The sequence below is a fragment of the Hungatella hominis genome (assembly GCF_014288005.1).
GTDB classification, from domain to species: Bacteria; Bacillota; Clostridia; order Lachnospirales; family Lachnospiraceae; genus Hungatella; species Hungatella effluvii.
In genome coordinates, this window is the sequence record NZ_JACOPB010000010.1 from 156,801 (window position 1) to 176,642 (window position 19,842).

Sequence of the window (19,842 nt, forward strand, 5' to 3'; positions counted from 1 at the left end):
AATTATGGGAATTTGAGTAGTCTTAACTCGTAATCTACCAACCAAAGGAGGGTAATCATGAAAAAGTTATTTGAGTTCAAAACAAAGACCATCGTTGCAACCGGACTTGGCGCGGCTTTATTCACCCTGTTATTTATGTACGTGAAGATTCCGACCGGAATTCCGGAAACCGACATTCAGACCGCATACGGCATCGGCGCGTTTTTCGCCGCGCTGTTCGGACCGATCGCAGGCGGACTGATTGCATTCATCGGACATGCGCTGTCTGACGGTATTCAGTATGGGTCTATATGGTGGAGCTGGGTAGTTGCCAGCGGCATTTCCTGCTTCATTATCGGTCTCGTATATCCGAAGCTTCATGTGGAAGACGGTGAATTTGGAAAGAAGGATATCGTTCTTTTCAACATTTACCAGATTATCGGCAACTTTGTTGCGTGGGTTATCGTAGCTCCGCTTCTGGATGTTGTAGTCTATGCAGAGCCGGCAAACCTGGTCGTGACACAGGGCGTCGTAGCTGCTATCAGCAATGCGATTTCTGCAGGCGTCATCGGTTCGATCCTGCTGGTACTCTACAGCAAGACACGTTCCAAGAAGGGCAGCCTGACAAAGGAATAAATCAGTATATAAGGAACCGCCGCCGGCAGGCAAGACCTGCAGGCGGCGGTTCCTTCGTTATTCACGCATTACTCGTCAAACAGCTTTGAATAGATATCTTCACACAGCGCATCCACGTAAGACTGGTTGGGAAGGTCCTTCGAGGTAATGAGGAGGTCAGAAATAAGCTCGAACCGCTTGAGATTCCTCTCATCCTCGCCCAAATCAGAAAAATCAGCATCGAGCCGCCCGTCAATATCTTCTCTGCGGTAGGCAGAGAGGAACCAGGAGATCAGCTCCTCCGTCTGTTTTTCTTCTTCCTCAATCTCACTGGCCATGCCCTTGGCGGAACGGAATGTCAGGATGGCGATGACCAGACAGCCAATTCCCATGACGGTCAGTGTACCCTGAATCAGGTACTTGGAAAAGCCCGCCATCGGCATGTCGAAAATGCCTGCCCAGCATAAGACGGCAAAGACGGTGATGGCTCCTCCAACCAGTAAAAATGCGGAGGCGCTGGATTTACGGTCTTCGTATTTCTGAGATTTCTTCACGTAGGCAGCGGGCGGGCGCACCGGCTTTTCCGCCTTTGGCATCGCCCCGGATGCCTCTCCGGAGGCCTCGCTGTTCATGTCTTCCTGCATCAGGGCGTCCGGCGCTTCCTCCAGCGCCGCCTTCTGCATGGCGAGGGCTTCCTCCTTTGATTCAAACAGAGGACCGCCGCAGTCGGAACAGACGGTAACTCCTTTGATAAATTCCATGTCACATTTAGGACAGTATGGCATGACGTTCTCCTTTGCATATGGTAATATAGGTAAATTATACCTCTCAATCACAATTTCGTCTATGAAGAAATGAAAATAGAAAAAAGTAAGGGCGTTTTATGCTTCCCTTTCTGAGCAAAATACGATAGAATAGAGAAAGACATATTAGGAAGGGTTTCAGATGAGTATTAGGATCAGGTTTGCGTTAAGGCCAAAGAACCGGCTGACCGGCTACCGTGAATGGACGCCGGATGCAGCGGAGACGATGATTAGGGAACTGGCTGGAGAGCAGGGCTATACATGCGAGTCTCTATCCGGATGTCTGCTTTGCAGGCTCTGTCCAGAGGGCTATATATGGTTCCACTGGGATAAACGGGTCCTTAAGGGGGAGTCCCAGACCAACATCGTGGGGCCCGGCTTTCATGTGGCTGTCATAGCATTTTTAGAGCAGCTGGCCGGGCAAGGAAAATTAAAATTAAAAGTTGATGACAAGACGGGCTATTACTGGAGAAGAGATTTTCTGACTATGCGGAGAAAGTATTTCTATCAGTGGTTTATGGATCTGATGAAACTGGTGTCCGGATGGGAGAATGGGCCGGAATATACATTTTGCTGGCCTTCCAGCTACTATATACCGGAGAAGCAGGAAGGAAAGCTGATTACACATATCCGCCCTTTTTCGTTTATGGAAATTCGCGGAGTCGTGAATTCAGGACTCAGTATGGCATTTGCCAGGGATTTTTTTATTTGGAATGAGATTGAAAAGGATGCCGTTTACTACAGAAACTGCGCACTGGTGCTTTTAAATCAGAGCTGCTTTTTTATGCCCTCCAGCAGGTGTGAGACGGATAAGAAGGTCAATGACAGGATTATCGAGTGCCTGGAAAAGGCGCTGGCCATGGATTCCAGTCTGCCGTTTCCATTAAAAGAATATCTGGAGATATGCCGCCTTGCAGAGCATGAACCAGTGGATGTAAGCCATGCGGAGCCGCTTTCGAGAGAGCTTTTCGTGGGCTGCCGGAGACATCTCATTTACCGGAAGCTGGGCAATATGAAATTCTGCCTGCCGGGATCTTTCATGTTCGATGAAAACTGCCGCAACGGCATGGATCATTACTACGACGGCGTGGAATACGGCGGTCATGATCTCTACATTTACGCGGTGGTCTTAGGTACAGGCGGCACATCCAAATTTAAAAAAGCATGGTTCGAACAGGGGACGCCGGAAGAGGAGTTCCTGTTTGATGTGGATAAAGGAAAGGGAAAAGCGGTTTTTTATGCGCCCGAAGAGAAGGACGGAGAGATGGTTTACAACATGTCCGCCCAGGTTCTCTACAAAGAACAGAGAACCAATATCAACATAACCTGCAGGAAGCCCGGGGAGATGGAGTGGGCTCTTGATCTGGTGAAAAAGATTACAATAACGGAATAGAGGATTTTATGGAACAGAAAGAGATGAAAACGGGAACACTCTTAAAACGGTTTGTTCCCTATTATAAGAAATACACACGGATTATGGTGTTTGACCTGCTGTGCGCCTCGCTGACCACGGTCTGTGAGCTGATCCTGCCGCTGATCCTGCGCTATATCACCAATCAGGGACTGAAGGATCTGGCCTCACTGACCGTTCAGACGATTGTGGGCATCGGTGTACTCTACTTTGCCCTCCGGATTGTGGACGGTCTGGCCAGCTTCTATATGGCGTACACAGGCCATGTGATGGGTGCCGCCATTGAGACGGATATGCGTCAGGATGCATTTGAACATCTGCAGAAGTTGTCGGATAATTATTTCAACAATACGAAGGTGGGACAGATCATGGCCAGGATCACCAGCGATTTGTTCGATGTGACCGAGTTCGCCCACCATTGTCCGGAAGAGTTTTTTATCGCCTTTTTGAAGACCGTTGTGTCCTTTGTCATACTGGCGGGAATCAATCTTCCCCTGACGGTGATCATATTTGTGTTTATCCCCGTGATGGCGGTCTCCTGCTCCTACTTCAACATTCAGGTGAAGAGGGCATTCAAGAAACAGCGTAACCATATCGGTGAGCTGAACGCCAGAATCGAGGACAGCTTACTCGGCAACAAGGTGGTCCGCGCCTTTGCCAACGAGGGTGTCGAGATCGAGAAGTTCAATCGCGACAATCAGGAATTTTTAAATATCAAGCGCCAGACCTATAAGTATATGGCGGCGTTCCAGAATACCATCCGCATGTTTGACGGACTGATGTACGTGGTAGTCATCGTTGCGGGCGGCATCTTTATGATTAAGGGGCTTATCGATCCCGGCGATTTAGTGGCCTATACCATGTATGTGACGACGCTTCTGGCGACAATCCGCAGAATTATCGAATTTGCGGAGCAGTTTCAGAGGGGAATGACGGGAATCGAGCGTTTCACGGAGCTGATGGACGCGTCGGTGGATATTTTCGATGAGGAAGGGGCGGTTCCCTTACGGGATGTACACGGAAGCATTACCTTTGACCGTGTGTCCTTTGAATATCCGGATGATCATAATCCGGTCCTTTCGAATATCGATTTAAAGATCAGGCCGGGGGAGAAGGTTGCCCTGGTGGGGCCGTCGGGCGGCGGAAAGACGACGCTGTGCAATCTGATCCCGCGTTTTTACGATCCTACCGAGGGACGGATTCTGCTGGACGGACAGGATATTAAGAATGTAACGCTGCAGAGCCTTCGCGGAAGCGTCGGCGTCGTGCAGCAGGATGTGTACTTATTCTCGGGTACGGTTTATGAGAACATCGAGTACGGCCATCCGGGTGCCTCCAGGGAAGAAATCCTTGCGGCGGCGAAGATGGCGGGAGCCCATGAATTCATCATGGGGCTGAAGGACGGCTACGACACGTATGTGGGCGAGCGCGGTGTGAAGCTTTCAGGCGGCCAGAAGCAGCGGATCAGCATAGCGAGGGTATTTTTAAAGAATCCGCCCGTCCTGATTCTGGATGAGGCTACATCTGCCCTGGACAACGAGAGCGAACATCTGGTATCGCAGTCTCTGGAACGTCTGGCGGCGGGCAGGACAACTCTTACGATTGCACACAGGCTGACAACCATCCGGAATGCGGACAGAATTCTTGTCCTGTCCGGCAGTAATATTATAGAAGAAGGAAATCACGAGGAACTGATTAAGAAGCAAGGAATCTATTACCAGCTGTACACCTCCGCAGGCGAAGCGGAGCAGAATTAGTGCGGTCCAGCGTATTTACGCCGGAAGGCACCAGTGCAGAATTCATCGGAACTTATGCAATGCTGTACTAGATGGAAAATGAAGGAGAATAGCAGATGAGAGTAGCAATTGTTACGGACAGTAACAGCGGAATTACACAGGAGCAGGGAAGACAGGCGGGAATCAATGTGGTTCCGATGCCCTTTATGATGGCTGGAGAGACGTATTTTGAGGATATCAGCCTTACACAGAAATCCTTTTATGAGAGGCTGGCGGAGGGCGCGGATATCTCCACGTCACAGCCGTCACCCGCGTCTCTGATCGACTTATGGAACGAGTTGTTAAAGGATCACGACTCTGTGATTCACATTCCCATGTCCAGCGGCTTAAGCAGCTCCTGCGAGACGGCCCACGCGCTGGCTGCCGACTTCGGCGGAAAGGTGCTGGTGGTCAATAACCAGAGAATTTCTGTTACACAGCGGCAGTCCGTTCTCGAGGCGAAGGCCATGGCGGATCAGGGAATGAGCGCGGAAGAGATTAAGAAGGTGCTGGAAGAGACGGCCTTCGATTCTACCATCTACATTACGGTGGACACCCTGGAGTATTTAAAAAAGGGCGGCCGGATTACGCCGGCAGCGGCACTGCTGGGAACATTTTTGAAGATTAAGCCAGTTTTGACGATTCAGGGAGAAAAACTGGATGCATTTGCCAAGGCGAGAACCATGAAGCAGGCGAAGAGTATGATGGTTACAGCCATTAAGAAGGATTTGGAGGAGCGCTTTTCCGATCCGGAGGGCGCGGCTGTCCATATGGCGGTGGCCCATACGGATAATGAGACGGCAGCTCTTGAATTTAAAAAGGAACTGATGGAGCTGTTCCCGAAGACCGGCGATATCTACGTGGACCACTTATCCTTAAGCGTGTCCTGCCACATCGGACCGGGAGCGCTGGCTGTCGCCTGTACGAAGAAGCTGTCTCTATGAGCGGAACAGACCGGGAGGTGTGCTTAAGATGTTCTTCCAGGTAAAACCGATTAAACTGAAACACACCGTAAGCTTAAGGCTGGTGCTGATCCTGTTCTTCCTGATCATCGGTCTGGCTCCCATGCTGATCCAGAATAAGATCATGCTGGGAACCTACAGGCAGAACCAGATCGACGCGCGGATACAGGATATTCAGAACCAGTGCTCGATCCTGAGCAATAAGATGACGCGGGGCGGCTACCTGGTGAATGAACCCAGGGATACGCTGTTAGACAATGAGATGTCCGTGAAAGCAGACATGTTCAATGGAAGAATTGTCATTGTCAATAAGAATTTCCGGATTGTTTCCGATACATTTTCATTGTCTCTTGGCAAGCTGAACGTATCGGAGGAGGTGATCCGATGCTTCAACGGGGAGAACAGCAGCAAGTATAATTCGGATAAGAATTACGCGGCTCTGACGATCCCGGTTTACTCCAACAGCGAGGACAAGGTAATCGACGGTGTCATGATCGTGACGGCGTCCACCGAGGATCTGCTGACGCGGCTGTCCTCCGTGTCGGAAAAGGGCAGCTTCCTGCACCTCATGATATTTTCCATCCTGGCGATTCTCGTCGTGCTTCTCGTCAAGCTTCTGATGAACCCGTTTAAGGAGCTGCAGTGGAAGCTGAAACGGGTGGAGGAAGGCAACTTGGATGAGGAACTCTCCTCCAACGCATATACGGAGACGCGGCAGATCACGGAATCGATCAGCAAGACGCTGAAAAAACTAAAGGCGGTGGACCAGTCGAGGGAAGAATTCGTATCGAATGTATCCCATGAGCTGAAGACGCCCATCACCTCCATCCGTGTTCTGGCAGATTCCCTGATGAGTATGGATGACGTACCGGTGGAGCTGTACCGGGAATTTATGACGGATATCTCGGACGAGATTGACCGGGAGAGCAAGATTATCGACGACCTTCTGTCTCTGGTCCGCATGGACAAGACGGCGGGGGCCGAGTTAAACATTGCGCAGGTGAATGTCAACGGCCTGCTGGAGCTGATTTTAAAGAGACTCCGTCCGATCGCCGGAAAACGCAATGTGGAGCTGACCTTTGAGAGCATCCGTGAGGTGACGGCGGACGTGGACGAGGTAAAACTGTCCCTGGCTCTCAACAATCTGGTGGAAAACGCCATTAAATATAACGTGGAAGGCGGATGGGTGCGCGTCACTCTCGACGCGGATCACAAGTTTTTTTACGTCAAGGTGGCAGACTCCGGAATCGGCATATCGGAGGAATTCCAGGAGCACATATTTGAACGATTTTACCGCGTGGACAAGGCACGTTCCAGGGAGACCGGGGGTACCGGCCTGGGCCTCGCCATCACGAAGAATATTATCCTGATGCATCAGGGAGCGATCCGGCTTACCAGCAAGGAAGGCGAGGGAACCACGTTTACCGTGAGAATCCCGCTCACCTATATTCCATAGAAACAGGAGGACGTAATTTATGAAACGATGGATATACAGTCTGCTCCTCCTGGTGCTTCTTGTCGTTCTGGCAGGCTGCCAGAGGAGAGACGGGAATGAGGAACAGACGGAGGAAGTGTACCAGATCTACTATATGAATTCCTCCATGACGAGGCTGGAACCACAGGACTATACGATGCCGCAGATGCCGGCGGATGGGACGGCCACAGAGACGGACTGGAAGATCACCAATCTGATGGAGCAGCTTAAGACGGTGCCGCAGGATTTAGACCGCCAGTCGGCTGTACCGGATAAAGTGGGATTTGAACGGTATAAGCTGGAGGATACGGTACTCTACCTCTATTTTGACAACAATTACGCCATGATGAATCCGACGAGGGAGATCTTATGCAGGGCCGCTCTCGTGCGGACACTGACCCAGGCGGAGGGCGTGGACTACGTGGCTATCTATACGGCGGAGCAGCCTTTGATGGACAGCACCGGCGTGCCGGTGGGCGCCATGACAGGAGCCGATTTTATCGATAATATCAGTAATGTCAACGCGTTTGAAAAGACGGAGCTGACCCTGTATTTTGCAGACAGCACCGGAGAAAAGCTGGTGAAAGAGCAGCGGGAGGTCGTACATAACGTGACCACATCACTGGAGAAGCTGGTGGTGGAACAGCTGATCGCCGGGCCGGACAGGCCGGGAATAGGCGCGACGCTTCCAAAGGATACGAAGCTGTTAAATGTATCGGTCAATGAAAACGTCTGTTATTTGAATTTTGACGCATCATTTTTAAATAATTCGCTGGATGTTAAGGAATATATCCCAGTCTATTCCATTGTGAATTCTCTGGCTGCCGTTTCATCTGTCAATAAAGTGCAGATCGCGGTCAATGGTTCCCAGGATGTGATGTTCCGGGATTCCATATCCTTAAACCAGCTGTTTGAACGCAACTTGGATTACAACGCGGAGAACGAAGACAGTCCGCAGTAAACAGGAGGAAAGTATTTATAAAACGTCCATTATGTCTGATAGCAGGGGGATTCGTACTTGGAGAGACCGTCGTTCTGCTTTCTCTGACATCGGGACTTCTGATTCCGGCGATTTCAGCGCTTCTGGCGCTTCTGGCGGCGGGAACAGGTGCAGTATGCAAAAAAAGGAGGAGCAAAGGTGCCGTGTGGCTGCCTGTGTTCCTCCTTTTTGTGCTGCTCGGAATGGGACGGGCAGGGGATACGAAGCAGAAGTGGGAGGCGCGGGAACGGGCCTGCATGGAGATGGCTGGCATTTATTCGGAGCTGCATGGACGGGTGAGTGCAGTGGAAGAGGCTGAAGGAAAGGTACAGATTAAGCTTGAGGAAAATGTGGTGCGGCCGCTGGCGGGGGGTGGAGAGGGCCGGTCCTTCAGCATGAGCCGGCAGATTCCTTGTGTCCTGGTATCATGGAAAACGGATGGGGCGGAATATATGCCGGACGCCCGGGACTTTAAGATTGGCAGTTATGTTACTGTGAGAGGTAAGCTGGAGTTATTTGCACGCGCCAGGAATCCGGGGGAGTTTGATTCCAGGAGTTATTACCGCGGACAGGGAGTGGACTGCCGTATGTATGGGGAAGATGTGGAGATTTCGGGAGGAGACGTCTCTCCGCTTCCGGAGCTTTTGCGGCAAATCAGGGAAAAGGCGAAGCAGAATATTATGAGATCTGCGGCGGCGGAAGACGCGGGTATCTTTTCTGCGGCCGTTTTGGGGGATAAGAAAGCGCTGGACAGCCAGATTAAGGATTTATATCAGAAGAACGGTATTGCACATCTGCTGGCCATCAGCGGCCTTCATTTATCAATTATCGGAATGGGGGGATATAAGCTGTTAAGAAAAGCCGGTTTAGGCTATAAAGGAGCCGGACTGGCGGGAGCTGCTTTTATCTTCTGCTACGGCGCGATGACTGGCGGATCACCTTCCGTGGTGCGGGCCGTCGTCATGATGATTACCGGTTTCCTGGCTTCTTATCTGGGAAGGACCTACGATCTCCTGTCGGCGCTGTCCCTGGCGCTTCTGATGCTGGTATGGGAAACGCCGGAGCTTTTGACGCAGGGAGGTGTTCAACTGTCGTTCGGCGCTGTCTTTGCCGTGGGAGGCGTGCTTCCTGTTATTCAGGATTATCTGGGGAAGGAACGAAAGATTCTGGGCGCGCTGATGGTGAGTGCTGCAATTCAGCTGGTGACGCTCCCGGTAATTCTGTGGGATTTCTTTCAGTTCCCTGTTTACGGAATTTTCCTGAATCTGCTGGTGATCCCGCTGATGGGAGGCGTCATATGCTCCGGGATCGGGACGGCTCTGCTGGGCGGGATTTCCTGTAAGGCGGGTGCGCTGGCTGCGGGAACCGGTCACTATATACTACAGTTTTATGAATGGCTCTGCCATGGGACGGAACGCCTCCCGTATCATACGCTGGTGATGGGAAGGCCGGCTGCTGCGGCTGTGATTCTTTACTATATGGTGCTGCTGGTGGCGCTGATCGGGATGAAGAGAGCGGTAGGGAAGAGAGCAGAGGCCGAAAAATCCCGCCCAATATGGCTGAGAACAGTCCTGTTTTTCTGTATCTGCGTATTTCTGCCCTGTATTCTGATGCCGCGCCCTGTTGACGGGATGGAGATTCTGTTTCTGGATGTGGGACAGGGGGATGGAATTCTGATTCGTTCCGGCCGCGGCGCCATGCTGATAGATGGGGGGAGTACTTCGGAGAAGAAGCTGGGAGAGTACCGGCTGGAGCCGTGTCTGAAGAGCTGTGGGGTATCGGTGATTGAGTATGCCTTTGTCAGTCATGGTGACCTGGACCATATAAGCGGTGTTCGCTATCTTCTGGAATCCTGTGAGGAGATCGAGATACGCAATTTGCTTCTGCCCTGCCAGGGAAGGGAAGATGATGCGCTCCTAAGCCTTGCTGAACTGGCCAGGGCCAGGGGGACAAAAGTATCATTGATTGAAGCTGGAGATAGCTTTTATATGGAAGGGATCGGCGTGACCTGCCTCTATCCGGGAATTTCTGATCTGCCTGCGGATAAGAACGAGGAGTCCGAGGTATTGAAGGTGGACTATGGAAACTGCCATATTTTATTTACCGGAGATATGAGCGGCGAGGGAGAACTGCGGCTTTTGTCTGCCTTATCGGAAAAAACGGGCGTGCTTTCGGAGATTCAGATATTGAAGACCGCTCACCATGGTTCCCGGTTTTCTTCCGAAGAGACATTTTTAGACGCCCTGGGCGTTAAATGGGCGGTGATTTCCTATGCGGAAGGGAATTCCTACGGCCATCCTCATAAGGAGGTGCTGGAACGTCTGGGTGACCGAAGCGTGAAAATCTATGGAACGGCGGAAAGGGGAGCGATTACGATGAAGACGGATGGGAAAATGGTGAGGTGGAAGGCGTTTTTGGATTGAGAGCGGTTTTTGTTCGTTGACGCATCGGAATTCCCTTAGTATAATGGTATAGTGTCTCCCAGCGTATATATGCTGGGAGGCACTAGTGACGAAAGGCAGGTAGAGAGGAAAGACATCATGCAGAATCTCACTCAGGATATTAAAAATCATAGCTTCAAACCGGTGTATTTACTGTACGGCGATGAGGCATTTTTAAAAAACAGCTATAAAAACCAGATGAGAACCGCCATATCCGGCGATGATACCATGAATTATAACTATTTCGAGGGGAAGGGGCTGGATTTGAACGAACTCATCAGTCTTGCAGACACAATGCCTTTCTTCTCGGAAAAACGTCTGATTATGGTCGAGGATAGTGGATTCTTCAAGGGTGCATCAGATGAGCTGGTCGCTTATTTGCCCCAGATGCCGGATACGACCTGCATCATTTTTGTGGAATCTGAAGTGGACAAGCGCAGCCGGATGTTCAAAAAGGTGAAGGAAATCGGCTATGCAGCGGAGATGGCCAGACAGGATTTTGCGCAGCTTTCCAGGTGGGCAGGAGGAATTCTGGCCAGAGAGGGGAAGAAGATTACCGGGCGCACCATGGAGCTTCTTTTAAATATGACCGGAGATGATATGGAAAATATCCGGATGGAACTGGAAAAACTGGTAAGCTTCACTATGGGGCGCGACGTGATTACGGACGAGGATGTGGAAGCGATCTGTACGGTTCGTGTGACCAATAAGATATTTGATATGGTGACAGCCATTGTGAACCGTCAAACGAAAAAGGCCATGGATTTGTACGAAGATTTACTTACGCTCAAGGAACCGCCGATGAGAATTATGTTTCTGATTGCCAGACAGTTTAATCAGATTCTGCAGGTGAAGGAACTGATGGCAAAGGGAATGGATAAAGGGGCCATTGCTTCCCGAATCAAGGTGCCGCCGTTTGTGGCAGGCAAGATGATGCCCCAGGCCAAGACATTTACGCGGGAGCAGATCCTGTCCTGTGTGACTCAGTGCGTGGAAGCGGAAGAAGCGGTGAAGACCGGGCGGCTGAATGACCGGATGGCGGTCGAACTGCTGATTACAAGAAAATTTTAAGACGTTGAGAAGTCTTTATGGCAGAGTAAAAAAGAAAAAAAGGAAGGAAGATACCGTTGATGGTAAGCTTCCTTCCTTTTTCTATACAAATTCAGATATTGAATTTTATTGTATCTGAAAACATGCCATATAACGCTGGCCTGCCTGTTCCCAATTTATTACATGGAATAAATCGTCGATATAGTCGGCTCTGAGATTATAGTGCTTTAAATAGTAGGCGTGCTCCCAGACATCGAGATTGAAGACGGGGCATAAGCCCAGTGGGAGCGGAGTATCCTGATTTTTCGTGGTAGTAATCATGAGAGAACCATCTGCGGCGACTACCAGCCAGGCGTATCCGGAGCCGAAGACGGATAACGCAGCCTCCTTAAACTTCTTTAAAAAGGCGTCGAGACTTCCGTATTCCCTGCGGATGGCATCGGCCAGTGCACCGGTTGGCATTTGGTTCGAAGCGGGAGCCAGGCCGGTAAAGTAGAGCAGGTGGTTGTAAACTCCGCCGCCGTTATTTCGTACCGCTGTCTGGATCTCCTCAGGAAGGCTGGCAATATTGTAAATAAGCTGTTCCAGCGTCCAATTATGAAAACGGGAGTAATCAGCCAGCGCCTTGTTGAGATTGTCAACGTAAGTCTGAAGATGACGGTCGTGGTGAAGCTTCATGGTCTTTTCATCAATATAGGGTTCGAGTGCCTGATAGGCGTATGGCAGCGGGGGATTGGTGAATGGATAATGATAAGTAAGATTGGTCAAGGGTAACTTCCTTATGCGCTTTTTCTATCATATGCTGTCGGGAAGCGTGTCGTGAGAAGTGCTTTTCTTTTTTAAAGGGCGGAGGAGGAGAAGGATAACCTCCGCCCCTGGGGGGATGAGCTGCAAAATACAACTCACTTTAATAACGTATATAGTTTCTATTTGTGATGCATTTTTTTGAAATAGACAAAATGTTTTAAAAGTAGAGCAAGATTGTGATAAAATAGATTGAACTATAAGATAAATAAGGCGTTATAAGCCCTTTTCTTATAAGAGTGACCATTTTAACCGTGGGACCGGGCCGTTGCTCATGCCAGGCGCACAAGAATGGGCAAGAAGGTGTACAGCCCGGAAGGATGATCTGGCAACATATGGGGGCATTACTGGTTACGAATAATTTAAGACAGGGGAATCTCGTGGTACAGTGGACAGAATAATCACGACTTGTCACCTTTGTCCCCTCTCTGCATATAATAAATTATAATTTAACATATATAAAAAGGGGAAATAAATTATGTGTAATATATGTAGATGTCTCTGTGGTAACTGGTGTGGTTGTAGAAATAATAGCTGTAATAATAGCTGTAATAATAGCTGTAATAATTGCTGCAGATGCGTATGCAACAATCCCTGTGAAAATAATTGTAATAACAATTGGAATTGCAACTGCAGCAATAACAACAATAATTGCTGTTTCGATCCATGTGCCAGAGAAAGAAAAGAAGCTTATGAGGCCGGATTTAGAGACGGCTGTAACAATGCCTCCTGCAGGCAGGATAACTGTGGTTGCTAATGATATCTATAAAAAGGGCGGTCCGTTTGGGCCGCCTTAAGTATTCTTATATTTGTATTTGTGTTTGTATCAACCGTTTTCATGATAGAATGGTCTTCCCGCAGCCACACGTTTCCTTATAACAGTATTTACATCTGTTGATATCCGCATCGGGTGTGCAGATATTAGATATAAGCCAACTTAAATAAAAAAATGCCGCTGGCTGGAGTCAGTGGTCATATCTTTTAAATCGTTTTTCAAGCAGTCTGGTATCCATTCTTACGTGCCGGGCTATTAAAATATCTTATGCGCTTAAAAATAGAACATATGGAATTATATATCCTGTTTCTTCCTATTATAATTATTAGAATCTTTTTATAAACAACAACAAAGTAATAACAAATCAAAATATAATAAAACAAAAAATCCCCATCCAGTGGGTTAAGCCGAACGGGGAATTCCTTTATTATCAGGTTTTTCTATGAATTAAGCCATTGCGTTAACAGCCTTAGAGATACGGGATACTTTTCTGGAAGCAGTATTCTTATGATATACTCCCTTAGTAGCAGCCTTATCGATTTCAGCGATTGCGCTTGTTAAACATGCCTGTGCAGCAGCCTTGTCACCGGCAGTAATAGCAGCGTCAACCTTCTTAATCGATGTTTTCACTCTGGATCTGATCGCTTTGTTTCTAGCAGCTTTAGTCTCGTTAACTAAAATTCTTTTTTTCGCGGATTTAATGTTAGCCAAATCTGTACACCTCCAATTTTAATTGATATATGGTTATTCTTTGTTTTGCATCAAAGCCTGGACACGGACAGTTCAATGTAAACATACCTTAGTATTTTAACGAATAAAGCTTCTATTGTCAATACATAATTCCTGATTTTTTGCAGAAAATACCAGAGAAAAGAAAAAAAGTCGCAGTTTATGCCCCGTCGGCACCTGCTGTCCGGTCTGCCCCGGCCGGGGCAGACCGGACAGCAGGTGCCGACGGGGCGTGATCTGTTAAAGAAAGGTGAGAAATATGGAAAATACATTCGAAGTTCGGACAGATCTTGCAGTAGAGGAGAAGGAAAGCTTTCCGGGAAATGGCGGAGAAATAAGTGGGGTATCCTTAAGAGAGTGGCATCGGGCGGACAGCCGGATCAAGATGACGGAAGTGAAAATACTGGATAAGAAGGGCGAAAAGGCCATGGGGAAACCGATGGGCTCCTATATAACACTGGAGGCTGACCAGTTATCCAGAAAAGATGAAAACTACCACAGAGAGGTCTCGGAAGAACTGGCACGGCAGATTGGGCAGCTTCTGGAGGGAGAAGACTACCGGGCCTCCGGCTTCCATGTTCTGGTGGTCGGCCTCGGCAACAGCTCTGTGACACCGGACTCTCTGGGGCCAAGAGTGCTTAACAATCTTCAGGTCACGAGACATTTGAAGGTGCAGTATGGGGATGAGTTCTGGAATGGGCGCAGTATGCCAGTCATCAGCGGTATTGTTCCAGGCGTCATGGCTCAGACCGGGATGGAGAGCGCGGAAATTTTAAAGGGGATTATTCATGAGACGAAGCCGAATCTGATTATTGCAATCGACGCGCTGGCAGCAAGGAGCGTGAAAAGGCTGGGAACCACCATTCAGCTGACCGATACGGGAATTCATCCGGGTTCCGGCGTTGGCAACCACCGTCACAGCTTAACAAAGGAAAGTCTGGGGATTCCGGTTATGGCGATCGGTGTTCCTACCGTGGTTGGAGCGGCAGCTATCGTTCATGACACCGTATCCGCCATGATTGCCGCCCTGTCTAAGGGGATGGAGACGAAAGGAATGGGGGATTTTGTGGGAAGCATGAGCTCTGACGAGCAGTATGATCTGATCCGGGAACTGCTGGAGCCGGAATTCGGCCCACTTTATGTGACTCCTCCGGATATTGATGAGACGGTTAAGGAATTGAGCTATACCATTTCCGAGGGAATTCATCTCGCTTTTATGGGAGAGGAAGAGGAGTAAGGGGTAAATGGTGATTTTCCTGCATAGTATATAAGCGAGGGACTTTTTTCTTTCCGGGGCGCCGTGAAAGAAATGCAGGAAGGTGTTTATGAAGGAGAAGGGCGGAAGGATTAACTGGCTCATCAGACATATGATGCTTATCACCGGCCTGGTACTTGCCGTCCTCCTCTTGATCAGGGGAGCAGCTGGAACCGGACGGGCGTCAGGCAGAGAGCGGCTTACTGCCTTGATAATTGGCCAGGCGGATACCGGGCTTGAGTGGATCTGGCGTATGAATTATCCGGCAGCCGGACGGGCAGAAGAAAATGAGACGAAAATGGTGAAAGCGGAAGAGGAAAGCATCAGCGGTCTTATCTGCCGCTTCATATTTGGGCAGTCACCCCTGTACCGGTATCTGGGCAGGGAAGAGGGCGGTGAAATAAACTACAAGGAAGAAGATCCGGCATTTGCAGGGTATCTGGAAAGCGGAAAATTCTATGAGGAACACCAATACCTGATGTATGACGGCGGTGAAGAGACCGGAGCCGGTACCATGGAGCAGGCCGGCACGACGGTGCTGGCCGCTAATGGCGATGGAGCCGCGGGAGACAGCGGAAATACAGGTAGTGGTGGAAACGCGGGAGACAGCGGAAATACAGGAAATGGCGAAAACACAGGTGTCAGCGAAAACGCGGGAATCAATGGAAACGCCGCAGCTCTCCCGAAAAAGGATGATAATATGACGTGTGCTGCCAGTGTCCTGCCTCTCATCGGCAAAACCTACAGGAAAGAGCAGCTGGCCGACTACGACTACATGATGAAGCATTTTTACAGCGTGCACACCTCGGCGACAGCGGGGCGTGATCTTATGAAGGCGGATGAATTTCTGGCAAAAGACTTTACGCTGGAGGGAAGTAACGACAAGCCGCAGATTTTAATTTACCATACCCATTCCCAGGAGGAATTCTCCGATTACGGGCCTGATAATAAGGAAGCAACCGTGATTGGGATCGGAAATTATCTGACGGAGCTTCTGACGGCCAAGGGATATCATGTAATCCATGACAAATCAGTCTATGACCTCCAGAACGGAAAGCTGGACCGGAATAAAGCGTATACATATGCCCTGGACGGAGTCACGAGGATTCTTCAGGAGAATCCCTCCATAGAGGTCATCCTGGATCTGCACCGGGATGGGGTCAATGAAAGCCTTCACATGGTCAATGAGGTGAATGGAAAACCGACGGCTCCTATCATGTTTTTCAATGGCGTCAGCCAGACTCCGGAGGGACCGATCGAGTATCTGCCCAATCCGTACCGGAGTGATAATCTGGCATTCAGTTTCCAGATGCAGCTGGATGCGGCGGCCTATTTCCCGGGACTGACCAGGAAAATTTATATCAAGGGTCTCCGGTATAATCTCCATCTCCGTCCGAGGTCCGTGTTAATTGAGGTCGGCGCACAGACAAATACATACCAGGAAGCACGAAATGCCATGGAACCGCTTGCGGAAGTTCTGAATATGGTGTTGCAAGGAAATTAAAAAAATGGTATATTTTTAAAGCAGGAACATCATTGCCGTGTCATTTTGTATTTGTATCATCAACTGCAGAAAAATGGAAAAGAGGAAAGTAAATGGCAACTGTTGACCAGAGTAAAATACGCAATTTTTGCATTATCGCCCATATTGATCATGGGAAGTCAACCCTTGCGGACAGAATCATAGAGAAGACCGGACTTTTGACAAGCCGGGAAATGCAGGCCCAGGTTTTAGACAACATGGATTTGGAGCGGGAACGCGGAATCACCATCAAGGCCCAGACCGTCCGTACCGTATACAAGGCGGAAGACGGAGAGGAATACATTTTCAATATGATCGATACGCCGGGGCATGTAGATTTTAACTATGAGGTGTCCCGGAGCCTGGCGGCCTGTGACGGCGCTGTGCTCGTGGTGGATTCATCTCAGGGAATCGAGGCCCAGACGCTGGCCAATGTCTATCTGGCGCTGGATCATGACCTGGACGTATTTCCGGTTCTAAATAAGATCGATTTACCGAGTGCGGAGCCGGAACGTGTGGTGGGAGAGATTGAGGATGTGATCGGAATCGAAGCCCAAGACGCTCCAAGGATCTCGGCTAAGACAGGCGAGAACATTGAGGAGGTTTTAGAGGCCATCGTGAAGAAGATTCCCGCACCCAGGGGGAATCCGGACGCACCGCTCCAGGCTCTGATCTTTGACTCTCTGTACGATTCCTACAAAGGCGTCATCGTATTCTGCCGTATCATGGAAGGCCGTGTGAAAAAGGGCGTCAGAATCCGTATGATGGCTACCGGAGCTGTGGAAGAGGTTGTGGAGGTCGGCTATTTCGGCGCGGGTCAGTTTATCCCCTGTGACGAACTGAGCGCGGGTATGGTTGGCTACGTGACAGCCAGTATCAAGAATGTGAAGGACACCGCCGTGGGTGATACGATTACGGACGCGGACAATCCCTGTGATAAGCCGCTTCCGGGTTATAAGAAAGTCACCTCCATGGTGTACTGCGGTATGTACCCGGCGGATGGCGCCAGATACAACGATTTAAGGGACGCGCTGGAGAAGCTTCAGCTTAATGATGCCTCCTTGTTCTTCGAGCCGGAGACGTCTCTGGCACTGGGCTTCGGCTTCCGGTGCGGTTTTCTGGGACTTCTGCATCTCGAGGTTATCCAGGAACGTCTGGAGAGAGAGTATAACCTGGACCTGGTAACCACGGCGCCCAGTGTTATTTACCGGGTCTATAAGAAGACCGGTGAGATGATACAGCTGACGAATCCGTCAAACCTCCCTGATCCGTCCGAAATCGAATACATGGAAGAGCCGATTGTCAGCGCGGAGATCATGGTGACCACCGAGTTTGTGGGAGCGATCATGAAGCTGTGCCAGGAGAGACGCGGCGTCTATCTGGGAATGGAATATATGGAAGCAACCCGTGCCCTTTTGAAGTACGAGCTTCCGCTCAATGAGATCATTTATGACTTCTTTGACGCTTTGAAATCACGTTCCAGAGGTTACGCCTCCTTCGATTACGACTTAAAGGGATACGAGCGTTCCGAACTGGTGAAACTGGATATCCTGGTGAATAAGGAAGAGGTGGATGCGCTGTCCTTTATCGTACACGCGGAATCCGCTTACGACCGGGGACGCCGGATGTGCGAAAAGCTGAAGGAGGAGATCCCGAGACAGCTGTTTGAGATTCCTATTCAGGCGGCCGTTGGAGGAAAGATTATTGCAAGAGAGACCGTCAAGGCCATGCGCAAGGATGTACTTGCCAAGTGCTACGGCGGTGACATAACCCGTAAGAAAAAACTCCTTGAAAAGCAGAAGGAAGGTAAAAAACGTATGCGCCAGATTGGTAACGTAGAGATACCACAGAAGGCATTTATGAGCGTACTGAAGTTAGATGATGAATAAAAAGAAATTGGAAATCTATGTGCACATTCCTTTCTGTGCAAAGAAATGCGCCTATTGCGATTTCCTGTCGTTTCCGGGTAATATGCGGATGCGCCGGGAGTATACGGACAAGCTGCTGGAAGAGATACGCATTCAGAGCAGCTTTGTACGGGAGTATCAGGTTGATACCATTTTTCTGGGAGGGGGAACGCCTTCTGTCCTGGATGTGACCGATATGACTGCCATCATGGGGACGCTTAAGGAACACTACGACATTGCGCCCGATGCGGAGATAACGATCGAGGTCAATCCGGGGACGGTGAAGATGGAAGGTCTCGTCGCCTACCGGGAAGCTGGAATCAACCGCGTCAGCATGGGACTTCAGTCGGCGGATGACACGGAGCTTCGCTATCTTGGGAGAATCCACACCTACGACGAATTCTTAAAGAGTTTCCAGAGGGTGCGCATGGCAGGATTTACGAACGTCAATGTGGACCTGATTTCCGCCATTCCGGGACAGACTCCGGAATCGTGGAGGAATACGCTGAAAAAGACGGCTATGCTGAAGCCGGAACACATATCTGCCTACAGTCTGATTGTAGAGGAAGGAACGCCTTTTTACGACCGTTACGGCGGCCATGTGGAGATGGAGAGCTATGAGATGTCTCCGGAGGAACGCCGCCGCTTAATGGCGCTTCCGGATCTTCCGGACGAGGATACCGAGCGGGAAATGTATTACATGACCAGGAACTGTCTGGCCGAACAGGGGTATGAGCGGTATGAGATATCCAACTATGCCAGACCCGGCTTCGAATGCCGCCACAATGTGGGATACTGGACCGGAACCGGGTATCTGGGACTGGGACTGGGGGCCTCCTCCTATTTGGAGGGATGCCGTTTCCACAACACGTCCGATTTCCAAAGCTACGTATCGGCCCATCTCGACGACGAGGCAGAGTTTTGTCAGGCACTCAGACAGGATATGGAGCAGCTGAGCGTAAAGTCCAAGATGGAAGAGTTCATGTTCCTGGGGCTTCGCCTGACACGGGGCGTATCGGCAGAAGGCTTTATCACCCGGTTCGGACAGAGTATACGAAACGTCTATGGCGGTGTGATCGACAAACTGGAGCGGGAGGGCCTGCTGGAACATAAAAACGGCTACTACCATCTGACCGAGCGGGGACTTGATTTGAGCAACTATGCGATGAGTTTGTTCCTGCTGGATTGATATGATTTTAATAATTATATAGAAGAGAAGAAAAACGCATAATTCGTTTTTTCTTCTCTTTTGTTATGTAAAAGCAAAATAATCCACCTTAATACAAAAAATATAGAGTATTTAATGCTTTGCTTTTAATTGTATAATTAATACAAAATTATAAACTGTGAAGTGTATAAAA

The 19,842-nt window shown here is 49.6% G+C and carries 16 protein-coding genes; 13 read left to right on the top strand and 3 right to left on the bottom strand.

Translation table 11 applies throughout. The features are described 5' to 3' along the window. Nucleotides 1–57: 57 nt before the first annotated feature. Nucleotides 58–615, top strand: a complete 558-nt coding sequence (locus tag H8S75_RS20360; protein WP_002602455.1) for an ECF-type riboflavin transporter substrate-binding protein — start codon at nt 58–60, stop codon at nt 613–615. Between the two features lie 68 nt (nt 616–683). Here H8S75_RS20360 and H8S75_RS20365 read toward each other — a convergent pair whose 3' ends face one another. Continuing rightward, nucleotides 684–1,379 carry a hypothetical protein gene (locus tag H8S75_RS20365; protein WP_187023153.1) on the bottom strand — a complete coding sequence of 232 codons (696 nt, stop codon included), beginning with the start codon at nt 1,377–1,379 and terminating at the stop codon, nt 684–686. Between the two features lie 160 nt (nt 1,380–1,539). Here H8S75_RS20365 and H8S75_RS20370 point away from each other — a divergent pair, with 160 nt between their 5' ends. The 7 genes from H8S75_RS20370 to holA all read left to right on the top strand — a co-directional run bounded on the left by H8S75_RS20370 (nt 1,540) and on the right by holA (nt 11,510). Beyond that, entirely contained in the window at nt 1,540–2,790 is a 1,251-nt protein-coding gene (locus H8S75_RS20370) for a hypothetical protein (protein ID WP_187023154.1), read from the top strand. A gap of 8 nt (nt 2,791–2,798) precedes the next feature. Next, nucleotides 2,799–4,565, top strand: coding sequence for an ABC transporter ATP-binding protein (locus H8S75_RS20375; RefSeq protein ID WP_187023155.1), 1,767 nt, complete (start codon nt 2,799–2,801; stop codon nt 4,563–4,565). A gap of 95 nt (nt 4,566–4,660) precedes the next feature. After that, a complete protein-coding gene (locus H8S75_RS20380) occupies nt 4,661–5,527 on the top strand; it encodes a DegV family protein (RefSeq protein WP_187023156.1) in 867 nt (288 codons plus the stop codon). Between the two features lie 28 nt (nt 5,528–5,555). Further along, on the top strand, nt 5,556–7,001 hold the full coding sequence (locus H8S75_RS20385; protein ID WP_002602460.1) for a sensor histidine kinase: 1,446 nt from the start codon (nt 5,556–5,558) through the stop codon (nt 6,999–7,001). Between the two features lie 19 nt (nt 7,002–7,020). Further along, nucleotides 7,021–7,980, top strand: a complete 960-nt coding sequence (locus H8S75_RS20390) for a GerMN domain-containing protein (protein ID WP_187023157.1) — start codon at nt 7,021–7,023, stop codon at nt 7,978–7,980. 101 nt (nt 7,981–8,081) lie between these two features. Further along, nucleotides 8,082–10,421, top strand: coding sequence for a DNA internalization-related competence protein ComEC/Rec2 (locus H8S75_RS20395; RefSeq protein ID WP_349768960.1), 2,340 nt, complete (start codon nt 8,082–8,084; stop codon nt 10,419–10,421). Nucleotides 10,422–10,538: 117 nt separating this feature from the next. Continuing rightward, nucleotides 10,539–11,510 (top strand): DNA polymerase III subunit delta, encoded by a 972-nt coding sequence (gene holA / locus H8S75_RS20400; RefSeq protein ID WP_187023158.1) that lies wholly within the window; start codon nt 10,539–10,541, stop codon nt 11,508–11,510. Nucleotides 11,511–11,615: 105 nt separating this feature from the next. Here holA and H8S75_RS20405 read toward each other — a convergent pair whose 3' ends face one another. Beyond that, the gene (locus tag H8S75_RS20405; protein WP_187023159.1) at nt 11,616–12,257 is read right to left on the bottom strand and encodes a superoxide dismutase; all 642 of its coding nucleotides are present in this window, start codon (nt 12,255–12,257) and stop codon (nt 11,616–11,618) included. A gap of 539 nt (nt 12,258–12,796) precedes the next feature. On the opposite strand from H8S75_RS20405, the gene H8S75_RS20410 reads away from it, so the two are divergent. Then, the gene (locus tag H8S75_RS20410; RefSeq protein ID WP_187023160.1) at nt 12,797–13,090 is read left to right on the top strand and encodes a hypothetical protein; all 294 of its coding nucleotides are present in this window, start codon (nt 12,797–12,799) and stop codon (nt 13,088–13,090) included. Between the two features lie 425 nt (nt 13,091–13,515). Here H8S75_RS20410 and rpsT read toward each other — a convergent pair whose 3' ends face one another. Continuing rightward, nucleotides 13,516–13,779, bottom strand: coding sequence for a 30S ribosomal protein S20 (gene rpsT, locus H8S75_RS20415; RefSeq protein WP_055653999.1), 264 nt, complete (start codon nt 13,777–13,779; stop codon nt 13,516–13,518). Nucleotides 13,780–14,056: 277 nt separating this feature from the next. On the opposite strand from rpsT, the gene gpr reads away from it, so the two are divergent. From gpr to hemW, 4 genes are all read left to right on the top strand, one after another. After that, the gene (gene gpr / locus H8S75_RS20420) at nt 14,057–15,034 is read left to right on the top strand and encodes a GPR endopeptidase (protein ID WP_055653997.1); all 978 of its coding nucleotides are present in this window, start codon (nt 14,057–14,059) and stop codon (nt 15,032–15,034) included. 88 nt (nt 15,035–15,122) lie between these two features. Next, nucleotides 15,123–16,556 carry a stage II sporulation protein P gene (spoIIP, locus tag H8S75_RS20425; protein ID WP_187023161.1) on the top strand — a complete coding sequence of 478 codons (1,434 nt, stop codon included), beginning with the start codon at nt 15,123–15,125 and terminating at the stop codon, nt 16,554–16,556. Nucleotides 16,557–16,648: 92 nt separating this feature from the next. After that, the gene (gene lepA / locus H8S75_RS20430) at nt 16,649–18,463 is read left to right on the top strand and encodes a translation elongation factor 4 (RefSeq protein ID WP_187023162.1); all 1,815 of its coding nucleotides are present in this window, start codon (nt 16,649–16,651) and stop codon (nt 18,461–18,463) included. Continuing rightward, entirely contained in the window at nt 18,453–19,670 is a 1,218-nt protein-coding gene (hemW, locus tag H8S75_RS20435; RefSeq protein WP_187023163.1) for a radical SAM family heme chaperone HemW, read from the top strand. The genes lepA and hemW overlap by 11 nt, the downstream gene beginning before the upstream one ends. Nucleotides 19,671–19,842: the final 172 nt, after the last annotated feature.